The 17,957-nt window shown below is 58.4% G+C and carries 15 protein-coding genes; 7 read left to right on the top strand and 8 right to left on the bottom strand.

Annotated features, from left to right (window positions below; translation table 11 throughout):
• Window positions 1–4 precede the first annotated feature (4 nt).
• Together J2857_RS26000 and J2857_RS25995 are read right to left on the bottom strand one after the other, a co-directional pair.
• Complete coding sequence (locus tag J2857_RS26000) at window positions 5–2,356, bottom strand: ABC transporter permease (protein ID WP_210012944.1); 2,352 nt, start codon at window positions 2,354–2,356, stop codon at window positions 5–7.
• Window positions 2,357–2,359: 3 nt separating this feature from the next.
• Window positions 2,360–3,076: an ABC transporter ATP-binding protein gene (locus tag J2857_RS25995; RefSeq protein WP_210013062.1), complete on the bottom strand. Its 717-nt coding sequence runs from the start codon at window positions 3,074–3,076 to the stop codon at window positions 2,360–2,362.
• 691 nt (window positions 3,077–3,767) lie between these two features.
• On the opposite strand from J2857_RS25995, the gene J2857_RS25990 reads away from it, so the two are divergent.
• Window positions 3,768–3,992, top strand: a complete 225-nt coding sequence (locus J2857_RS25990; RefSeq protein WP_210012943.1) for a hypothetical protein — start codon at window positions 3,768–3,770, stop codon at window positions 3,990–3,992.
• A 42-nt stretch (window positions 3,993–4,034) separates the two neighbouring features.
• Here J2857_RS25990 and J2857_RS25985 read toward each other — a convergent pair whose 3' ends face one another.
• From J2857_RS25985 to J2857_RS25965, 5 genes are all read right to left on the bottom strand, one after another.
• Window positions 4,035–4,241 (bottom strand): hypothetical protein, encoded by a 207-nt coding sequence (locus tag J2857_RS25985; RefSeq protein ID WP_210012942.1) that lies wholly within the window; start codon window positions 4,239–4,241, stop codon window positions 4,035–4,037.
• 856 nt (window positions 4,242–5,097) lie between these two features.
• Complete coding sequence (locus J2857_RS25980; protein WP_245363840.1) at window positions 5,098–8,241, bottom strand: autotransporter outer membrane beta-barrel domain-containing protein; 3,144 nt, start codon at window positions 8,239–8,241, stop codon at window positions 5,098–5,100.
• A gap of 1,167 nt (window positions 8,242–9,408) precedes the next feature.
• Complete coding sequence (locus J2857_RS25975; protein ID WP_210012941.1) at window positions 9,409–12,609, bottom strand: efflux RND transporter permease subunit; 3,201 nt, start codon at window positions 12,607–12,609, stop codon at window positions 9,409–9,411.
• Window positions 12,606–13,568 (bottom strand): efflux RND transporter periplasmic adaptor subunit, encoded by a 963-nt coding sequence (locus J2857_RS25970; protein ID WP_210012940.1) that lies wholly within the window; start codon window positions 13,566–13,568, stop codon window positions 12,606–12,608. Before J2857_RS25970 ends, J2857_RS25975 begins: the two co-directional genes overlap by 4 nt.
• A 10-nt stretch (window positions 13,569–13,578) precedes the next feature.
• Entirely contained in the window at window positions 13,579–13,779 is a 201-nt protein-coding gene (locus tag J2857_RS25965; RefSeq protein WP_210012939.1) for a YgaP family membrane protein, read from the bottom strand.
• A 279-nt stretch (window positions 13,780–14,058) separates the two neighbouring features.
• On the opposite strand from J2857_RS25965, the gene J2857_RS25960 reads away from it, so the two are divergent.
• From J2857_RS25960 to J2857_RS31330, 6 genes are all read left to right on the top strand, one after another.
• The gene (locus J2857_RS25960) at window positions 14,059–14,358 is read left to right on the top strand and encodes an ArsR/SmtB family transcription factor (protein ID WP_210012938.1); all 300 of its coding nucleotides are present in this window, start codon (window positions 14,059–14,061) and stop codon (window positions 14,356–14,358) included.
• Between the two features lie 32 nt (window positions 14,359–14,390).
• Window positions 14,391–15,092: a hypothetical protein gene (locus J2857_RS25955; protein ID WP_210012937.1), complete on the top strand. Its 702-nt coding sequence runs from the start codon at window positions 14,391–14,393 to the stop codon at window positions 15,090–15,092.
• Between the two features lie 135 nt (window positions 15,093–15,227).
• Window positions 15,228–15,563, top strand: coding sequence for a hypothetical protein (locus J2857_RS25950; protein WP_210012936.1), 336 nt, complete (start codon window positions 15,228–15,230; stop codon window positions 15,561–15,563).
• 1 nt (window position 15,564) lies between these two features.
• A complete protein-coding gene (locus J2857_RS25945; protein ID WP_105440361.1) occupies window positions 15,565–16,173 on the top strand; it encodes a DedA family protein in 609 nt (202 codons plus the stop codon).
• 2 nt (window positions 16,174–16,175) lie between these two features.
• Window positions 16,176–16,643, top strand: a complete 468-nt coding sequence (locus J2857_RS31560; protein ID WP_210012935.1) for a CopD family protein — start codon at window positions 16,176–16,178, stop codon at window positions 16,641–16,643.
• A 68-nt stretch (window positions 16,644–16,711) separates the two neighbouring features.
• Window positions 16,712–16,837 carry a hypothetical protein gene (locus tag J2857_RS31330; protein WP_281068648.1) on the top strand — a complete coding sequence of 42 codons (126 nt, stop codon included), beginning with the start codon at window positions 16,712–16,714 and terminating at the stop codon, window positions 16,835–16,837.
• A gap of 317 nt (window positions 16,838–17,154) precedes the next feature.
• Here J2857_RS31330 and J2857_RS25935 read toward each other — a convergent pair whose 3' ends face one another.
• Entirely contained in the window at window positions 17,155–17,871 is a 717-nt protein-coding gene (locus tag J2857_RS25935; RefSeq protein WP_210012934.1) for a helix-turn-helix domain-containing protein, read from the bottom strand.
• Window positions 17,872–17,957: the final 86 nt, after the last annotated feature.

The following is a 17,957-nucleotide window of genomic DNA, read 5'->3' as shown; positions in this document are numbered from 1 at the left end:
CAGACTATTCCCTCGTTTTCAGGACGCCGATCAGGTCCAGCCGGTCCAGGCGTCGTCGAACCAGAGCAGCGCAGGCGATCACGGTCGCGGCAGTGATGATGGAGGCCTGGCCGTAGGTCGCCGCCTCGACCATGAGGGGAACCCGATAGAGTTCGGTCGCAAAGGCGGAAGCCATGTACCAGGACAGCAGATAGCCGATCAGGCAACCGAGCGGGATCGCGGCGATTGCCAGGAGCCCGATCTCCCCCAGCAAGATGTACGAGATCTCCCACCCACTGAAGCCGAGAACGGCGAGCGTCGCCAGCTCCCGAGAGCGCTCGGAAAGGGCGATACGGATGGAATTGTAGCTGACACCAAAGGACAGGATCACCGCGAAGGTAACAAAGAAGCCAATGAAGATCACGATCGTTTCGCCCATCGTCGCAAAGAACATGTCCATAGCAGCCTTTCGGAAAAGGATAGCGGTGATGCCTGGAAGTTCCTTGAGCCGTGTCAACAGTTCAGTCTGCGTTGCGTCATCAAGGCTGACATGCACGCCCGAAATAACCCTTCCATCCCTCATCAACCGGTTCAGCGCCTCGATCTCCATGTAGACGGGTGTACCGATGTAGGTCTCGAATGTCTGGACAACCGGCAGGTCGAGCGTCGGGCGGGCTCCTTCCAGTATCTGTATTCGCGCCGTTTCCCCGACCTGGACGTGCAGAAGCTCGGCAAGCTTCGTCGACATCACCAATCCATCCTTGCGAGGGCGTACAATCGTTCCGACATTGTCGTAGATCGGACTGAGCCGCGCGTCCTCCGGCAGCCCCACAATTCCTTGACGCTCGACCCGATGACCGTTGGATAATTGCGCCGCCACGTTGCGGTAAGGCTCGGTGGCAAGCACCGACGGCAGGTATCGGAAATTGATTTCGGCCCCCGCCGGTCGGAAATCGCTGAAAGCGACCGTTGCGTCCTGATGCTGCGCTGTTTCGAAGACTGTGCGGGCAAGATGATTGATCGCATCCATCCATTGCAAAGCCAGCACGAGCACCGCGACCGACATCGCCAATCCCAAAGTGGTTAACCCAGCGCGCAACGGCCACCGGATGAGCCGCCGCATGATTATCCTTGTCGGTTCGTCGAGAACATCGAAAGCCGCTGACGCCCGACCGTATGCCGGTGGGCTGGGCGGCGCCATCGCCGCTGCGGGCGGAAGCCGAATGACCCTGATCACCACCGCTAGCGATCCGGCCAGTGCGGCCGCGAGGCTGATGGCGGCGGAGGTCAGAAAAGCCTGTGGGCCGGGCCGGTAAAGCAAAAAGGGGAAGCGATAGAAGTTGGCATAGAGACTGGTGTTCCAATGGCCCAGCACCGCCCCCGTCCCCCAGCCGAGAAGGACGCCGATCGAGGCTATGACCAACACCATCTTCGCGTAGTGCCAGCCGATGGCCCAGTCACTGTAGCCAAATGCTTTCAGGAGACCGATTTCTCGCCTTTCCGTTTGAATAAGGCGGGCCATTACCATGTTGGTCAGAAAAGCTGCGACGGCGAGGAAAATTGTCGGCATGATCCGCGACATGTTTATCTGTTGACGAATCTCGCTCTGCAGGAACCAGTTGGAAATCTGATCCTCCCGGGCGTAGGCACCCGTGCCGCCATAGGGAAAAAGCAGTGTGTCCAGACGGGCGATGATCTCCCTCGGATCAGCTCCGCGGAGCAACGTCAGCGTGACGCTGTTGAAGGATTGCTTCATGTCCAGTGCAGCTGCAAGGCGTTCCCGGCCCATCCAGACGAGCCCGAAGCGTCTATCGTCCGGCATCAAACCGCCCGGAGCAATGGCATAGACGAATTCCGGGCTTAGAGCGGTACCGACAATTCTCAGGGTCCGCTTTTGAGAACCGAGTACGGCATCGAAGTGATCACCGGCAACGAGGCCGTGCGCATCTGCAAAGGGCTCGTTGACGACAACCTCGTACTCTGCGCCGGCTGTGGGAAGACGTCCCGAGCGAAGCACCAGCATGTTGTGCAGTTGCGGCCCGTATTCGGGAAGCGAGATAAACTGGCCGATGACCGGCTCATTGAAATCCCGGATATCGAGAATGGCGCCGTGCACGACCCGACTTTCCGCATTCGCCACATCAGGGATGCTCGTAATGTCCCGGAGAAGGCGCTCCGGTGCCCGCTTCGCTTGCGCAAAAATCTCGGCGAACCGTGCGCGCTCATAGTAGGCGGCAGTGGTTTCCTGTAGCGCCTGGATCGTTGTCAGCGCCATGACCAGGAGAGCAGTGCCGGACGCGACAACAAGAGCGATCGCTAGAACCTGCATCCTAAGCCGCCACAAATCCCTCAGAAGTTTTCGATCAAGGCTGCGCATGGCTCACCACGCGAGTTCTGATGTCGAGCGTTGCGTCTCGTTGACCTTTATGTTGACGATCCGTCCATCGGCGAAGAAAATCACGCGGTTTGCCACATCCGCAATTCCGGCGTTATGCGTGATCAGCGCCGTGGTTGTCCCCATTTCCCTGTTGATGCGCAGAATGGCATCGAGCACCAGAATGCCGGTCTTGCTGTCGAGTGCACCTGTTGGCTCATCGCAGAACAGGAGATCCGGTCGCTTCGCGATTGCCCTGGCGATCGCCACCCGCTGCTGCTCGCCGCCTGAGAGCTGTGCTGGAAAATGGTTCTGCCGATCATGCAGGCCGACAAGGTTTAGGGCATCAGAGGGCGACATTGGGTTGGGCGCGATCTCGGTGACCAGAGCGACGTTTTCCCGCGCAGTAAGGCTCGGAATTAGATTGTAGAACTGGAATACGAAGCCGACATGGTCCCGCCGGTAGAGGTTGAGTTCCCGATCACTCGCCTTGGTGAGATCGTGATCTCGGAAAAGCACTTCTCCAGCAGTCGGCTTGTCCAGGCCGCCCAGGATGTTAAGCAGGGTCGATTTGCCGCTGCCAGACGGTCCGAGAAGCACAACCAGTTCACCCTGATAAAGATCAAGGTCCACGTGGTTCAGTGCCCTCACTTCCGTCGCACCCGTATTATAGGTCTTTGTCAAATCGCGAGCGCTCAAAGCCACAGATCTCTCATGTGCCATAGTCAGCCATCTTTCTGCGCCGAGCGCGACAAGCTCCGAAGAGGCCGTTCTCCCGCCGCCGACACATATTGCGGTAACTTTAGCGGACGGGAATTGCGCCATGTCAAATTCCCGTTCACCAAAGTTGCGTCGAAAACGAGTGTCTCTTAACGGGCTGTCCACATGTCGCCGATCTTAGGACCGCTGGAGGGCAACCTACGCAATTCGGTGTGCAACGTCTTCTTGACGCGCATCCCAAGCGTAGGCCCGGAACGTGCGAAGACCTCGCGGTAAATATCCTGGGCGTGTCGGTGCAGCGCGTGCTGCAACGACAGCGGCCGGTCCGAATTGCTCGCGTGAGGCATTGGCTCCGCGCTAACACAATGTAATTTGCTAAAATAGTATTGACGTTAGCAGAGCGTACTTCCTTATCTGAATAATAGTGTCCTAAACCGTGTGCGCTAAATCATAGATGCCAGAACTGAAGAAGGCTTTCAAGCATTTGCCCACATTGTATTTTTCTGCGAAATTGCGATCCACCGCTAGCCGGTGCTAAGCATATTCTTGGATCCACGTTATTCCCATATGCAGCATTTTTGTCGCATCATCAGGCGTTCAGAGATATAATAACAAAATTCAAGATCAGCTTCGAGATACTATTAAAGCAGTACGGCTCTTTCCGAATACAGGGGGAAAGCGAGCGGAGGCACGTATGAATAATCCCAATCATGAGCAGCAATATGAATTTGTTGCAACGCAGTTAGAGCGTTTTCGGCGGAGACTACAGGAGATTGAAGATGGCGAGCACATTTTCAGCGCACCTTCGCTTGATGATCCGCAGGTGGACATTACGCTCAACGAAAAGGTTCGGTACTCCAACATGATCCGCATCTGTGATCTGGCCGTGGCCTTGCTCAAGCATGACGTCAGATCATAGTGTCCGCAGGAGCCTGGCGAGGTTTGCCTGCTTGCGCCGGCCCTATGCGCCCCAGCAGCCGTTGGGAGGTGTGAAGTTCTTGATGCCAAGCTTTGGGCAATCGCAACGCTCGTCGAACTTGGACGGAGGTTGACTGCGCTTGCAGGCAGGATCGGTTTTGTAAGCGTGACCGGGCACGGTCACATATCGAGTTGTCTGTGTGCATCCCATTGCCGAGCAGGCGATCAATGCTGCGATCAGAATTTTCATGACGGACGCTCCCAACACAATCTTCAGGTTCCACGCAGACAAGTTAGCGGCAACCGCGATGTTTGCGTTTGTCACAAGTCAATCTCCCGAAAGGAGGACGTAATGAAATGAGTCATCAGAATTTTCTGATAGTAGGTTGACGGGCGCTGTTTTCCCGGGCTGGAGCCCGATGTTAGCCGCACCTCACACTGAAACGACCTTTACCTGGGCTGTTGCCAAACGCTGCGACAAGCGGCGCCGAATCGAAGAAGATTTCGAGTGGTCGCCAATGCGCGATCCAGCCGAAATGAGGAGACTTTTGCTGAAAATTCTGGTCAGCGTCGCCGGGCCCGCATGTTCATAATGAGCTGGCTTGCCGCAATTCTCAGTAGCAGGTCAGAACTCCGACAAGAAGTGCACGCCGACCTTTCCGAAGAGGCTCGCGCTGTTCCCGGCTGGTACGAGCGATGCGATCCTTGAAATCGTATCGAACAGCCTGTTGCATCGTCTGGACTGCCTCGGCTCCGGCTTCCTGCCTGGAACTTGTACTATGATGTCGAAGCGCATGTTGCGATGCGCGTCCTGGACCTATTCGACAATGAAACGCTCGGCTTCGGGGTCCAAATCCCGGAGCGGCGTGAGATCGACAGAATTGAACATGCTGGGGTCGTTTGCGGGAGGGGGCGAAATCCTACGCCAAGCAGAGGAAATGCTCCCAATCTTGCGAGTTTTCAATTGCAAGACCTCGGTGCTGGTGTCGGCAGCATCGCTGCTGTGGGGTATTGGTGGCGTTGATGGCCTGAGGCTGTTGCACCTTCGTTTCACAGTTTCGTATTGCCGCTCAGGAGGTTTTATCTCCGCACCGAGCCCTTGCAGCCTAGAATTTGACATTCAGACCAATTCTTCCAGTCAGGGTATAGCTGTCCCCGAAATTGTTCAGACTAGTGTCGACCGTGGCCTCGCCATAAAGGGCATATTTATCATTGCCCCAGTTGTAAGTGCCCCCAAGACCGAGGCCACCCCAGAGCGGGTCCTGCTCGGTAGTGAACTTGACACCGGAAAGCCTGACATCCGAGTTCGACTGTAAGTCGTAGTAGAGGTTCGCAATGCCATAGGCATGGAGACGGCTTGTCTGGCCCGTTCTGTCGGCCCAGCTGTCCTCGTAGTCGGCAGAGATCCCTAGACGCCCCCTGAGCTTATGTGCGTCCGTCAGGGAAACCGCACCGCCGAAGGGGTCGGTGAAGTCGTTGTAGTTGACTGCCGAATAGCTCAGCTGTGCCTGTGGGGTAACTGACCAGTTGGCGCCGAGCGCAATCTGTTGTCCTGCCTCCAGTCCGAATGCATAGCCGAAGCCATTATTGCCCGAAATCAGGCTGGTACCGGCGGTGGAAGAGGAAAGGTCGCTGTCGTACCAGGTGGCGTTCGACTGAGCATCGAGATAAAAGCCGGTTTTCCCGTACCAGGTCATCGATCCGCCCAGACCATAGCCAGTGCTGCTAATCGAACCGTCGCCAAAAATCGAAGACACACCGGCGGAAATTGTACCGTAGCGCACCGAGAGACCGCCAATCAGATCGCCCGCATCTCCGGAATAGAACTGTCCGTCGGCCCCCACCTGAAATTGCCAGATGTCTGCGTCATAGTTGGCCCCGGTCGTCGAGTCCCTCGGATTGATGCTGGTACGGCGGCCCAAGATTCGCCCCCACATCCCGATTCCGGCACTGTCGGCATTGGGCGGCGTGTTCACCGCGACCGCGCCGTCGGACCACGAGCGGTTGCCGAGACGCTGTTGCAGCGTGTCGGGCTCGTTGAAGCTCTGCAACACCCCGGCATAGGCCTCGTAGACGGGAGCGCCCGCCTGGTAGAGCGGGGTCCAGGGACTGCCGGAATTCAGAAGCGCCGTACGGAGATACCAGTCACCGTCGGCGGGAGTGCTCACACCCCCCTGGTAGAGGCGATAGGCATAGGCGCCTGCGACCACGGCCGGATCGCCCTCGAACGTGTAACTGCCCAAAAGCGTGAAGCCTCCGCCCGAGGTTCCGCCGACATCGACGATCTTGATGCCTTCGCTAGTTTGCTCGCCGAGACCGCCAAGATTGATCACGTGAACATTGGTGTTGCCGGACGTGTTTCCGGTGACGACCAATTTGTCTGTGGCCGAACTGTCATTCCCCAGCACCGTCTCGATTTCCAGGGTACCGCCATTGCCGATATAATTGCCGGAAACAGTCAGCGTGCCTATGGAATTGCCGGGTGCGATCACGCCGCCGGCAAAGTTGGTGGTGTCTCCTACCTGGCCGATGCCCTGAAGCCGCCCGCCTCTGACTTCCATCGCGCCGCCAAGAATGCCGTTGACCGAAAGGATGCCGTTCTGGACCTGTGAAACACCGGTGAGGCCTGAACTGTCGGCCGTGAGGATAGTCTGCCCCGTGCCGATCTGATAGACGCCCCCCATTCCCGAAATCGTCCCGCCGAACGTCACGACATCCGAACGGTTGAAGGCCAGGATGCCGTTATCGGTCACGTCGCCAAGGATAGAGCCCGTCGTTCCGCCCTCACCGAGCTGCAACGTGCCGGCGGTGATGGTAGTGCTGCCACCATAGATGTTTTCGCCGGTCAGGGTGAGGGTGCCCAGGCCGTCCTTGGTCAAGCGGCCGACGCCGGTAATTACAGGAGCGATGCCGATGTCATGGCCATCGGTATCGATGATGCCGCCACCAGCTCCCAACTGCACCTGCTGAGTGCCATAGTTGGAAAAGAACGCGGCATTGTCATCGATGGCTCGCACGATGCCCCCATCGAGCGTGAGATCGGCGGTTCCCATGCCGCCCCGAAATCCACCGGTTTCCAATACACCGCGAGCACCCGGCGTGCCATTAATGTTCAGCGTTCCGATTGCATCAGTTGCCGAAACACCAAGCCGAACCCCGGTCTTTGCGAACACCCGCCCCCCGTCGTCAATGGTCATCGAGCCGACGCCGAAATTCCCCAGGGTGAGGTTAAAATCCGTCACCTGCCAGCTGGAGCCATTCCCCGTCACGGTGACACTTCCATCGCTGCCGACGCTGGCGCCGACATAGCCTTGGTTGCTGATGACGGCAGCGCCGTTCTCGACGCGCATAGTACCCGTAGCGAAGCTCCCGACCGTCAGCTGTCCCGTGTTGATCCAGCTCGAGCCTGGGCCAGTCACGACTACATCACCAGTGTCTGAATCACCGACGATACCCAATGTGTTCGAGACACTGCTGCCGTCTTCGATACGCAGACTTCCGTTGTCGATGGTCAGCCGTCCGGTATTTTCCCAGGACGACCCGGGCCCTGAGACCAATGCATTGCCGTGGAATAATTGGCCAAGGATAGCATCGGTGTTGACGATAACCTTGCCGCCGTCGAGGATATTCAGTGTGCCGGCCCCGCCATCGCCAACTGCGAAATAGTCGTTGTTGATCCAGGTTGATGCATTGCCGCCAGCGTCGGTGCCTGAGATAGTAGCAATGCCACCTACGACGCCGCTGCTGTTGGTGACAAGGCCGCCATCCTCGATAGTGAACGTTCCCCCATCCGTACGGGTTTCCGTGGTCGTCAACGTGGATCCTGTTCCTGTTACGGTCACCGTCCCTCCAGATCCTATAGAGACATTGTCGCCTTCAGCGGCGTTGCCGGAAATCACTGCGTTGCCGGGGTCGACTTCGATAGAGGTGGAGGCATCCGGCACGGTAGACATGTCCCAGTTTCCGGCGTCGAACCAATCGTCGTTCCCTGCTGCGCCGGTCCAGGCAGTCTGCGCCAAGGCAGGGTATGCGGCGCCAGTCATCAAGCAGCCAATCAACGCAACGCGCGGCAGGCGCAGATTGTACCATCTGGTGGCTGGTTCACATCCGGTTCGCACCCGCATGGGTGAGTTTGACGAAAAGAACCACGTGCAAGCCGCCCCGATCGGCGATGGATGAAAAAAGACCCTGCGCATCGAGGCAACTGGAATGAATTCGGGGCTTCTCGTTGAACCCTGGAATTTGCGCATTATCCTTCTCCGTGACAACAAGTCTAAAAGGACGCAAAACCAAACCTCCCCGAATGACAGCATCTTCTGGTTAATCGATGATAAATCGCAGGTTGTATTTCTAGCGCGGCCATCTTTGGCTATGCGCGCCCGCGCGCGGCCCGTCGTGGCGATTGCGCCGAGGTCGGCCGGCGACAGGACATGAACGAGATAGGCGTTCAACCCGCCGCCTGGAGCGTCTGCCTGGCTCGACCGCCGAGAAGGCGTTCATCGCAGCACTGAGCGAACTGGCGGAGGAATTCGGTCTGCCAAGCGATCAAGATATTACTATGTTATGTTGATTTCCGCTTCGAATTGATCCGAATTTTCACTTGGCGCTGATCCGGGCTGCCCTCCGGAAGCATCTGAAACAGATAACTAATTCGAGGCATTTCTGGATCATTGCGAAACCCACAACCTGGTCAATTCGAAGCGGAAATCAACACCAGACCATAAAATGCCTCGATAGCCAGAACAGAATAAAACCAAGCGTTAGACCAAGCCAATAAAGGCGCGATGGCACATCGGCATAGGCTCCCAAAGGCAATATATGCTGCAACGAAAGAACCAGCGCAGCCAAAGCAAGAGCACCGTGACTGAGCCGCGATAGTCCGTAACCGATTGGCAAACGGTCGCGCAGGACTGCAGTGATTGTGAGCATGAAGAAAAGGGCAAGTGCGAGAGCACCCGCTTGCAACTTTCGGCGCGGTCATCAAGTTCAACAAACGCGCAAACACGGGGATAGGATTGGCGGAATCGAAAGGTCCCGCCAAAAGCACCGGATGGGCGGCGAGCCGAAGCAGACCGACAGGAGCGGCCCATTTATGGAACGCCGTCGTCACGTCGATCCCCACCCGTCATGAAATAAACGTGAAACGCCCACTGCTACCCAATTGAGCGACCATTATCGCCATTCCCACCATTCCTGCCGCTGTGGCTCCTTCCGCAAGTGAGTCACCCGTAGACGCCTCCGCAATCGCGGCGAGGCCTAGCGGGAGCGCAGAAAGAGCAAGATAGATGGCAGCAAGCGTCGATTTCCTTAAGCCGGGCCGGTGGAGGGCTGGTGTCAGATCCGGGAGCTCTGAAGTCTCAGCTATCTCCGATTTGTGAAGGTTGTTTTATGATCAATCGAAGCGCAATCGAGCGCCCTCATGTCCGCAGTACGCGATAGATCGCCGGAATGACGAGCACTGTCAGCAGCGTCGACGAGGCGAGCCCGAAGAGAAGTGAAATCGCCAGTCCCTGGAAGATGGGATCCGTCAGGATGACGGCGGCGCCGATCATCGCCGCCAGCGCAGTGAGCAGGATCGGTTTGGAGCGGATCGCTCCCGCCTCGATCAGTATCTCCGTCAACGGCCTTCCCGACGGCGCACTGTGACGGATGAAGTCGACGAGCAGGATCGAGTTGCGCACGATGATGCCCGCAAGCGCAATGAAGCCGATCATCGAGGTCGCCGAAAACGGGGCGCCGAAGAGCCAGTGCCCGAACAGTATACCGATGAAAGTTAGCGGAATGGGGGTAAGGATGACCAATGGCAGCCTGAACGACGCGAACTGGGCGACGACGAGGATATAGATGCCGAGAAGCGCAACGCCGAAGGCGGCTCCCATGTCGCGGAAGGTGACCCAGGTCACTTCCCATTCCCCATCCCACAGAAGGGTAGACCCGGATTCGTCCAGGGGCTGGCCGTGCAGCGCGATGGTCGGTTTCGTCAGGCCGGCCCAGTCCTGAGCATCAATGGCCCGTTGGACGGCGATCATGCCGTAAAGAGGCGCCTCGTAGGTCCCGGCCAGCTCCGCCGTCACCATCTCGGCGGCGCGGCCGTTGTGCCGGAAGACTGGATAGGACGCCTTCTCCTCCTCGCGCTTGACGACATCGCCGAGTTCAACCACGCCGCGCTCACCCGGCAGCACGTTCGCCGGAATGGGCGTCGTCAGGAAGCGTTCGTCCATGATCCGCCTGCTCTTGGGCAATTCCAGACGGATCGGGATAGGCGGCCTGCCGCCGCCACGATGGGAATAGCCGACCGTCCTTCCGCCGTTGAGGATAGAAAGCGTATCCAGCACGTCGGCTTCCTCTACGTGGAAGAACTCCGCATCGTCGGTCGAAATGGTCGCCCTCAGGCGCCGTGCCGGCTCTCCATAGGAATTGTCGACATCGACGATGAAGGGAACGGCGCGGAACGCCTCTTCCACCCTGGCAGCCGTCTGCCGCCGGGTCTCGGCGTCCGGGCCGTAGATTTCCGCCAGCAGAGTTGAGATCACGGGCGGCCCCGGCGGCGGTTCGACAACCTTCAGGCTCGTGCCGGCGGGCACCGCGATCCCGGCCAGGCGTTGGCGGATCGCGACGGCGAGATCATGACTGTTGCGCGGCCGGTCCGATTTCGGAAGCAGTTCGAGCGCCACTTCTCCCTGCTCGCTGCCGGCGCGCAGGTAGTAGTGCCGGACGAGGCCGTTGAAATTGAAGGGCGCCGCGGTTCCGGCATAGGTTCCGGCCGAATGCACCTCCGGAAACTCCATAGCCGTCCGCGCCACGGCTTGCGCCACGGCATCCGTCGCCTCGACGGAAGAACCCTCCGGCAGGTCGATCACGACGGAAAGCTCCGACTTGTTATCGAAGGGCAGCAGCTTGACGGTCACGTCTTCCGTGTAGAACAGCGAAAGCGAACCGAGCGTGAGGGCGCCGATCACGAGAAGGAAGATCCAGCTTCTCCTCTTGGAGCCGAGGATCGGGCGGGCCATCGCCGAATAGATCCGGCCGACCACGCCTCCCTGCGCATGACTGTCGCCGCCATGCGCGGTGGTCCTGCCGGCGAATTTCACCATCAGCCAAGGCGTCACGACCACCGCGACGAAGAACGAGAAAATCATGGCGGCGGACGCATTCGCCGGGATCGGGCTCATATAGGGGCCCATCATGCCCGAAACGAACAGCATCGGGAGAAGGGCTGCGACGACCGTCAGCGTCGCAACGATCGTCGGATTGCCGACTTCGGCGACCGCCTCGATAGCCGCCTGATGGCGGCTGCGCCCGTCCGCCATGGCCCAGTGTCGCGAAATGTTCTCGATCACCACGATGGCGTCGTCGACCAGGATGCCGATCGAAAAGATAAGGGCGAAGAGGGAGACGCGATTGAGCGTGTATCCCATTAGTTGCGAGGCGAACAATGTCAGGAGAATGGTGATCGGGATGACAATCGCCACGACCGCAGCCTCCCGCCAGCCAATGGCGAGGCCGACAAGGACGATGATCGATACCGTTGCCAGCCCGAGATGCAGGAGGAGTTCGTTGGCCTTTTCATTCGCCGTTTCCCCGTAGTCGCGGGTGATGCTGACCGTCATGTTCCCGGGGATCAGCGATCCCTTGAGGGCCTCGATCCGCGAGATGAGGGCGCCCGCCACGTCGACGGCATTGGAGCCGGCGCGTTTGGCAATGGCGACGGTGACGGCCGGAAGACGTTTCAGGTTCGCGTCGTCACGGACGAGACGGAACGCCAAGCTTTCGTTCGAATCCGACGCCAGCCCGATATCGGCCACATCGCGGACATAGACCGGCCGGTTGTCGCGGGTCGTGACCAACAGGTTGCCAATTTGCGCAGGCGTCTCCAGGGTCTCGCCCGCAACGAGCCCGATCTGTTCGCCCATGTCGCGCAGCGTCCCGGCCGGAAAGGCCTGGTTGGCGCCGGAAACCTTCTGGGCAAGCTGCTGCAGTGTGACGCCGTAAAGGGCGAGCTTTTGCGGATCGGGTGCGATACGGATCGTCTCATCCGCCTCACCGACCAGATAGGTCAGGCCGACATTTTCGGCCTTGGACAATTCCGTGCGGACTTCCCTTGCGACACGCGTCAGATCGTTGGGCGTGATGCGGCCGGCGGCGTCCGCCGTCGGTGAAAGCATGAAGGACAGGATCGCAACGTCATCGATGCCGCGACCGACCACGAGCGGTGCCGGGATGCCGACCGGAATGCGATCCATATTGGCCTGGATCTTGTCGTGAACACGCAGCACCGCCGTATCGGGCGAAGTGCCGACCAGAAAGCGTGCCGTAACGAGGACCTGGTCGTCCTGGATCTGCGAATAGACATGCTCGACTGAATCGATGCCCTTCACGATCGTTTCCAGGGGCTCGGCGATCAGCTTGACCGCGTCCTCCGCCTTGAGGCCGTTCGCCTGGACATGAATGTCGACCATTGGAACGGAAATCTGGGGTTCTTCCTCGCGGGGCAACGTCACAAGAGCGATCAACCCGAAAGCGAGCGCAGCCAACAGGAAGAGAGGCGTCAGCGGGGAACGGATGAATGCGCCGGTCAGGCGTCCGGCTATGCCATAACGATGAGGTTCCGGCGTCATGGCAGGACGACTTCGTCGCCGACGGCAAGTCCGGTCAGAATTTCCCGATAGGCGCCGTCGGGTCGACCTATCGTCTCGCTGGAAACGACAGCGCGTTCAACGGTCTCGCCATCTTCATGCACCGAGACGAAATCGACGCCGTTGCGGTTGACGACGGCATTTGCCGGCACGAGCAGGGCCTGCCGCTCTCCGATCGGAACCTGCACGAGAACGCGCGCATTGACGAAGGCGGTATCGAGCTCGCCGGCTTCGACATCCGCAGTGACCCGTCCGTTCTCGATCTGCGGATAGATCTTCGCAAGTTTTCCAGCGATCTGCCGCCCATCGATATTGACCCTGATTTCGGCTTCCTGGCTGAGCGCGCTTGCGTGGCGCTCCGGGATGGACAGGCGAAGGAACAGCCCGCCACCTCCGATCGTAGCGACCGGCTCGCCAGCCATGATGACTGCTCCCCGGGTCATTGGGACGGTCAGAACTTTCCCGCCCGCGGGTGCGTCCACCTCCCCCTCCGACTGCTGCTGAATGACAACGGAACGCTGGGCCTCGGTTGCCGTGATCTGATTCTGCAGGACTCCTGCCTGTGAGCGAAGCTCATCAAGCCGCTGCTGCGTGACGATGCCACGCTCCACGAGGGTTTCGCCGCGCGCCAGGTCGGCCTGAGCTGCCGTAAGTTGGGATCGCAGCGCGCCGATCTGGGCATCAAGGGCCGCAATCTGGAAGCCCAGCTTTTCGTCTTCGACCATTGCGATCTTCTGTCCTGCCTTGACGACATCTCCCTCAGTCACGCTAAGCTGGGTGACCGTGCCGCCCAGGCGGGCGCGAGCCGGGACAATGTTACGTGCCTCGATCGTGCCGTAGACCGCCTTCCACTCGGTAATGGTGACGGGCTCCGCCTTCATGGTCTCCGCATTCGCCGTGCCTGCTAGCAGAAGGGTGGCGGTTAGGATCAGCAGTCGCATGAGCGAAGCCTCAAAATGCAGTCCCGGGGCGAATGCCGAATTTGCGGAACACGATGGCTGCAGGACAGAAACCGGTAAAGGCCGACTGCAGCAGGTTGGCTCCGACGAATACCGTCAGCCAGACGAAGTAGGCCGACACCCAGTAGGTCAGGGCGACGGACAAGAGCACCATGACGCCTGCAAAGGCGAGAACCGAACGATCAAGGGTCATTTTCTTTTCTCTCGTTTTCTGTTGCATCTTCCAGACGGCAGACACACGCCGTCGCCGTGACAGCGTTCACTGTCCCGCTTCGATATTCTTGTTCAAGCTTCGGATACGTGATCGTCGACCGCCTTGACGCCGGTCAACCGAGATTACGTCCCACGTTCTTCCGCCTGGGCCGAGCTGGCCCTACATTTGAATGATGTTCAGGCAAACGATGTCGTTTGACCGGATATTTAATTCATGTTTTTATGATATTAATCAAATATGAAATGTAAAGAGGCTTCCATGAAAATTGCCGAGGCCATCGCCGAAAAGGCGGATGATGCCGCTGAATTCCTCAGTGGGCTGGCAAACTCGCACCGATTGCTCATTTTGTGCCAACTTGCCTATGGAGAACGCAATGTATCGTCGATCATAGAGGCGACCGGCATCCCGCAGACGTCCATGTCACAGCATCTCGCCAAATTGAAGAAGGAGGGCATCGTGGATTTCCGCCGGGATCACCGCACACTTTATTATTTCATCGCCGATCCCGCGGTTATGGAGATCATGGCAATCCTCTATCAAAAATTCTGCAGGGATTGAGCAGGATCTTCGCGGTGCGGCCAGGCCGAGGGATGGCCGTTCATTTCGAGTCTCCTTATTGGGATCATCGGAAGACGATAGCGAAACATCGCTGCTTCTTCCGTGATTCAGATCAATCGCAAACGGAGAATACGTACAAACAGGCAAGCTTTCTGTTGGTTGATCAACATCAATGTGGTGATCGTAGGGATGCTCTCTTCTTCCGGAAACCAACCAGGAAAAGGAGAAAGCACATGAACGTTCAGAACGTCATCCGCGTATCCGTTACCGCGTTTGCAGTCTTTGCCGCTACCGGTGCCTTTGCACAATGGGGCGGCCCATGGAACGGCTGGCACATGGGGCCAGGCATGATGGATGGATCCGGTGGCCGGTTTCCCGGCTTCGGCCGTGGTATGATCATTGATCAGAATGACGACGGCAGGATCAGCGATGACGAAGCGGCCGCAATGGCAGACGACGTCTTCATCGCGATGGATGCCGATGACGACGGCCAGATCACCAAGGAAGAATATCTTGCCGTGCGAATGGGGCCCCAGTGGGGTTGGAACCAGCAGCGCCAGTCTGCAATACAAGCGAGACGAGAAGCCCGTTTCGCCGAGATGGATCCGGACAAGAACGACGCCGTCAGCAAAGTTGAGTTTATGGACGCGGCACAAGCTCGCCACAAGGCTGCCGATGCGGACAAGGATGGTTATGTCAGCCCTTGGGAACATCGCCGCGACCGCGGGTTCTGAACGGCGTGTGTGCAGTCTTGACCGGATATGTCCAGCAGCGGGACGAAAATTGATAGCGCTTGCGCGGTTTCAATTGACGCTGCGCAAGCCGATTGGGTGATATCTGTGAAGGGTCCTCGCGAACGGAAACTTTTCGTGGTCTTGCTTTCAGCTTTCCTGCTGGCAGCAACCGTTTCCGGAGTACTTGCGGTGCGTCTCGTTGTCCGTACGATCTATTGGTCGGCCCACCAAAACGAGCCGATCGAAGGATGGATGCCGCTCGGTTATGTGGCTCATTCTTATGGGATCTCCCCGGTCGTTCTTCAGACCGCGCTGGGGCTTCCGATCGGCATCCGCGACCCACGTCCCCTGAGCGAAGTCGCCGCCGAGCAAGGCAAATCATTCGAGGAGGCACGAAAGGCACTCGAAGCAGCCATCGCCGCCGATCGCAAGCAGGCTTCCGAAACCGGCGGCGATCGCACTGGGCAATAGAATGGCGGAGCAACTGGTCATCCTCGTCAATGAACAAGGCGCTGTCGCCCTGTTCCTGATCCTCATGGTGAACTGCTTCGGAGTGCCCTTCCCCACCTCCCTCATCATGCTCGCGATCGGATCTTTCGTCGAGCAAGGCGAGTTGACGTTTCTGCCTTTCTTCGCAGCTGGACTTGCCGGCGCTGCCGCAGGTGATCAGGGCGGATATCTCCTGGGCCGCATGGCCTCGACCCGTTTGTTCGAGACCGCCGAAAAGACCGGCTGGCTGAAGAAAGCGCTCCGAGGAGCCGAGAAGTTTGAAAATCGATGGGGAGATGCAGGCATATTCCTGAGCCGCTGGTTGCTCAGCCCCCTTGGTCCCTGGATCAATGTGTTTGCAGGGATGAACGGCTATTCGTGGATCCGGTTCTCAACTTGGGGTATCTTGGGCGAGGCGGTTTGGGTTGCCGGTTATATGGGGCTCGGACTTGCATTCAGCAAAAGCGTCCAGATGGTCGCGGACCTCCTCGGCAACGTGACTTGGCTGATCCTATCTGCCCTTGCCGCTCTGCTGCTCGGCTGGAAGCTCATTTCGATCCTAGCACCCAAGAAGCAGATGGATTCCAATTAATTGTGAGCGATGGTCAGGCCCGCCCACAATGCGAGCGACTAGATAAGCTGACTGAGCTACGCCGTCATGCGGCCTCGACGATGCGCAGATTTTCGACGTTGGGACACATTGCTGTTGCGCTGGTTCTCCCAAGCGGCGCAGCCAATACTTTTCTCGTTATTGGCCATCTGCCGACCGATTGGCAATCGCCTCACCCGTCGAAACTTCTCATGGAAATTGGTTTGGTCGCCATCATGACTCTGATGGCCGTCATCAATCGCTACGCATTCGTTCCCCTTTTACAGGAAAGAAAAGGCTCCTATCTACGCTACGGTAATGACGAGCGGCTCAAGCGCATCGCGCAGGAAATCATCGTCGACCAGCAGCAGGAAATTCGCCATGCGCATGGCGCTCGGCGATCCGTCGCCTGCGCCCGATGCCGTTCCGACCCGGGTCGAACCGCACACTGCGATCAACATTCCGAGCTCTGACGAGACATCATCCGGCGTCCTGGCCACACAGATGATGATGAAACCGGCCAACTGAAAAGGACCGAGACATGAGAACCAGCCTGAAGATCCTTGCCCTTCTCGCCAGCATCGTGCTCACCCTGGTGGCAGCTTTCGCCGGCTACGTGCCGGAGCTAACCTCCGGCCCGGACATTCCGAAGCTCAAAAAATCTTGAATCACTCGACGACGGACACCAGAGGTAGCCTGCGGTCAGCGCGATACGTGCCCATGGCGGTGGTGTGACCTGGGTAGGCACGTCGTCGGCGATGACGATGCCCCGGCTGCGGATATAGTCGACGGCGTGACTGAGATACAAGGTGTTCCACAGGGATGGCATTGACGAGTGCAACAATCGCTCGCCCGGCCCGGATCCACTGACGTCTTGCTTGGAGCGGAAAGACCAGAAAAACAAGGCCTGTAGTGAGCGGCGTCGATTTGACTGTTTCACTTTGATTTGGTGAAGGCATCGCTCCGTTGGATTGACCCTTCCCGTCAGTCGTCTGCATGCTCGTCGCTGTCGCCGGCAAGCTGTGCGAGCATTCGCGGCTTCTCGATCCGGATCGAATGACGAACCCCGGGATCCTTGATGCTGAGAACGCCTTTGTTGATCAGTTTTGTCACCGTTCGGGATACAGTCTCGATCGTCAGGCCAAGATAATCGGCCATGTCCAGGCGGCTCATCGGGAGCTCTAAGGTGGCCTGCCGTTCACCCGGAATAGTGATCCGCTTCAGATATTTGAGAAGGAAGGAGCAAAGACGTTCTTCGGCGCTCTTACATGACAGAAGCACCATTTGATCCTGGGCCGCCGCCATCTCATCGGATACCCGGGCAAAGACTTCAGGCCGCAACTCGTCGTTGGATACGACCGCAGCGTCGAAATGCCGGCGAGGCAACCGTCTTACGGTCGAAGGGGTAATGGCTTCCGCGCTATAGAGGTAGCGTGCGCGAAGCGACACGCCAATGACATCCCGCGCATCCAGAAAACCGGTAATGACGCGCCGGCCGTCGGAGATGATCCGGAAAATTCTTAGTGTCCCGTCAAGAACCTCGAAAACGTGGTTTGCATCGTCTCCCTCGAAAAACAGCGATTGCCCCGCCATCAGATGTTCGGCAGGCTGCTTGGAGAAGAGAGCGTGTAGGCAATTTGTCCTATAGACATGGACTGCCTTTGGCGTATGTGAAGCACCAGTATAACTTGCCGCGAACATAATACCGCCTCCGTGGTTTTGATGGCGGCAGTTGATCCGGCGAAGGTAACATGCGGATGCCAAGGGTGTGAAAGACGGTTCGATTG

Origin of the sequence: Neorhizobium galegae (assembly GCF_017877055.1) — a bacterium.
GTDB classification, from domain to species: Bacteria; Pseudomonadota; Alphaproteobacteria; order Rhizobiales; family Rhizobiaceae; genus Neorhizobium; species Neorhizobium galegae_D.
The sequence above is the reverse complement of the archived record's forward strand: the minus strand, read 5'-3'. Positions and strand labels throughout refer to the sequence as shown.

Excerpts from the sequence above, each read along its gene's own strand:
- J2857_RS25995 (WP_210013062.1), bottom strand. The coding sequence starts at position 3,076 with ATGGCACATGAGAGATCTGTGGCTTTGAGCGCTCGCGATTTGACAAAG.
- J2857_RS26000 (WP_210012944.1), bottom strand. The coding sequence starts at position 2,356 with ATGCGCAGCCTTGATCGAAAACTTCTGAGGGATTTGTGGCGGCTTAGG.
- J2857_RS25975 (WP_210012941.1), bottom strand. The coding sequence starts at position 12,609 with ATGACGCCGGAACCTCATCGTTATGGCATAGCCGGACGCCTGACCGGC.
- J2857_RS25980 (WP_245363840.1), bottom strand. The coding sequence starts at position 8,241 with ATGCGCAAATTCCAGGGTTCAACGAGAAGCCCCGAATTCATTCCAGTT.
- J2857_RS25935 (WP_210012934.1), bottom strand. The coding sequence starts at position 17,871 with ATGTTCGCGGCAAGTTATACTGGTGCTTCACATACGCCAAAGGCAGTC.
- J2857_RS31330 (WP_281068648.1), top strand. The coding sequence starts at position 16,712 with ATGAGAACCAGCCTGAAGATCCTTGCCCTTCTCGCCAGCATCGTGCTC.
- J2857_RS25985 (WP_210012942.1), bottom strand. The coding sequence starts at position 4,241 with ATGAAAATTCTGATCGCAGCATTGATCGCCTGCTCGGCAATGGGATGC.
- J2857_RS25945 (WP_105440361.1), top strand. The coding sequence starts at position 15,565 with ATGGCGGAGCAACTGGTCATCCTCGTCAATGAACAAGGCGCTGTCGCC.
- J2857_RS25955 (WP_210012937.1), top strand. The coding sequence starts at position 14,391 with ATGGCCGTTCATTTCGAGTCTCCTTATTGGGATCATCGGAAGACGATA.
- J2857_RS25970 (WP_210012940.1), bottom strand. The coding sequence starts at position 13,568 with ATGCGACTGCTGATCCTAACCGCCACCCTTCTGCTAGCAGGCACGGCG.
- J2857_RS25965 (WP_210012939.1), bottom strand. The coding sequence starts at position 13,779 with ATGACCCTTGATCGTTCGGTTCTCGCCTTTGCAGGCGTCATGGTGCTC.
- J2857_RS25960 (WP_210012938.1), top strand. The coding sequence starts at position 14,059 with ATGAAAATTGCCGAGGCCATCGCCGAAAAGGCGGATGATGCCGCTGAA.
- J2857_RS25990 (WP_210012943.1), top strand. The coding sequence starts at position 3,768 with ATGAATAATCCCAATCATGAGCAGCAATATGAATTTGTTGCAACGCAG.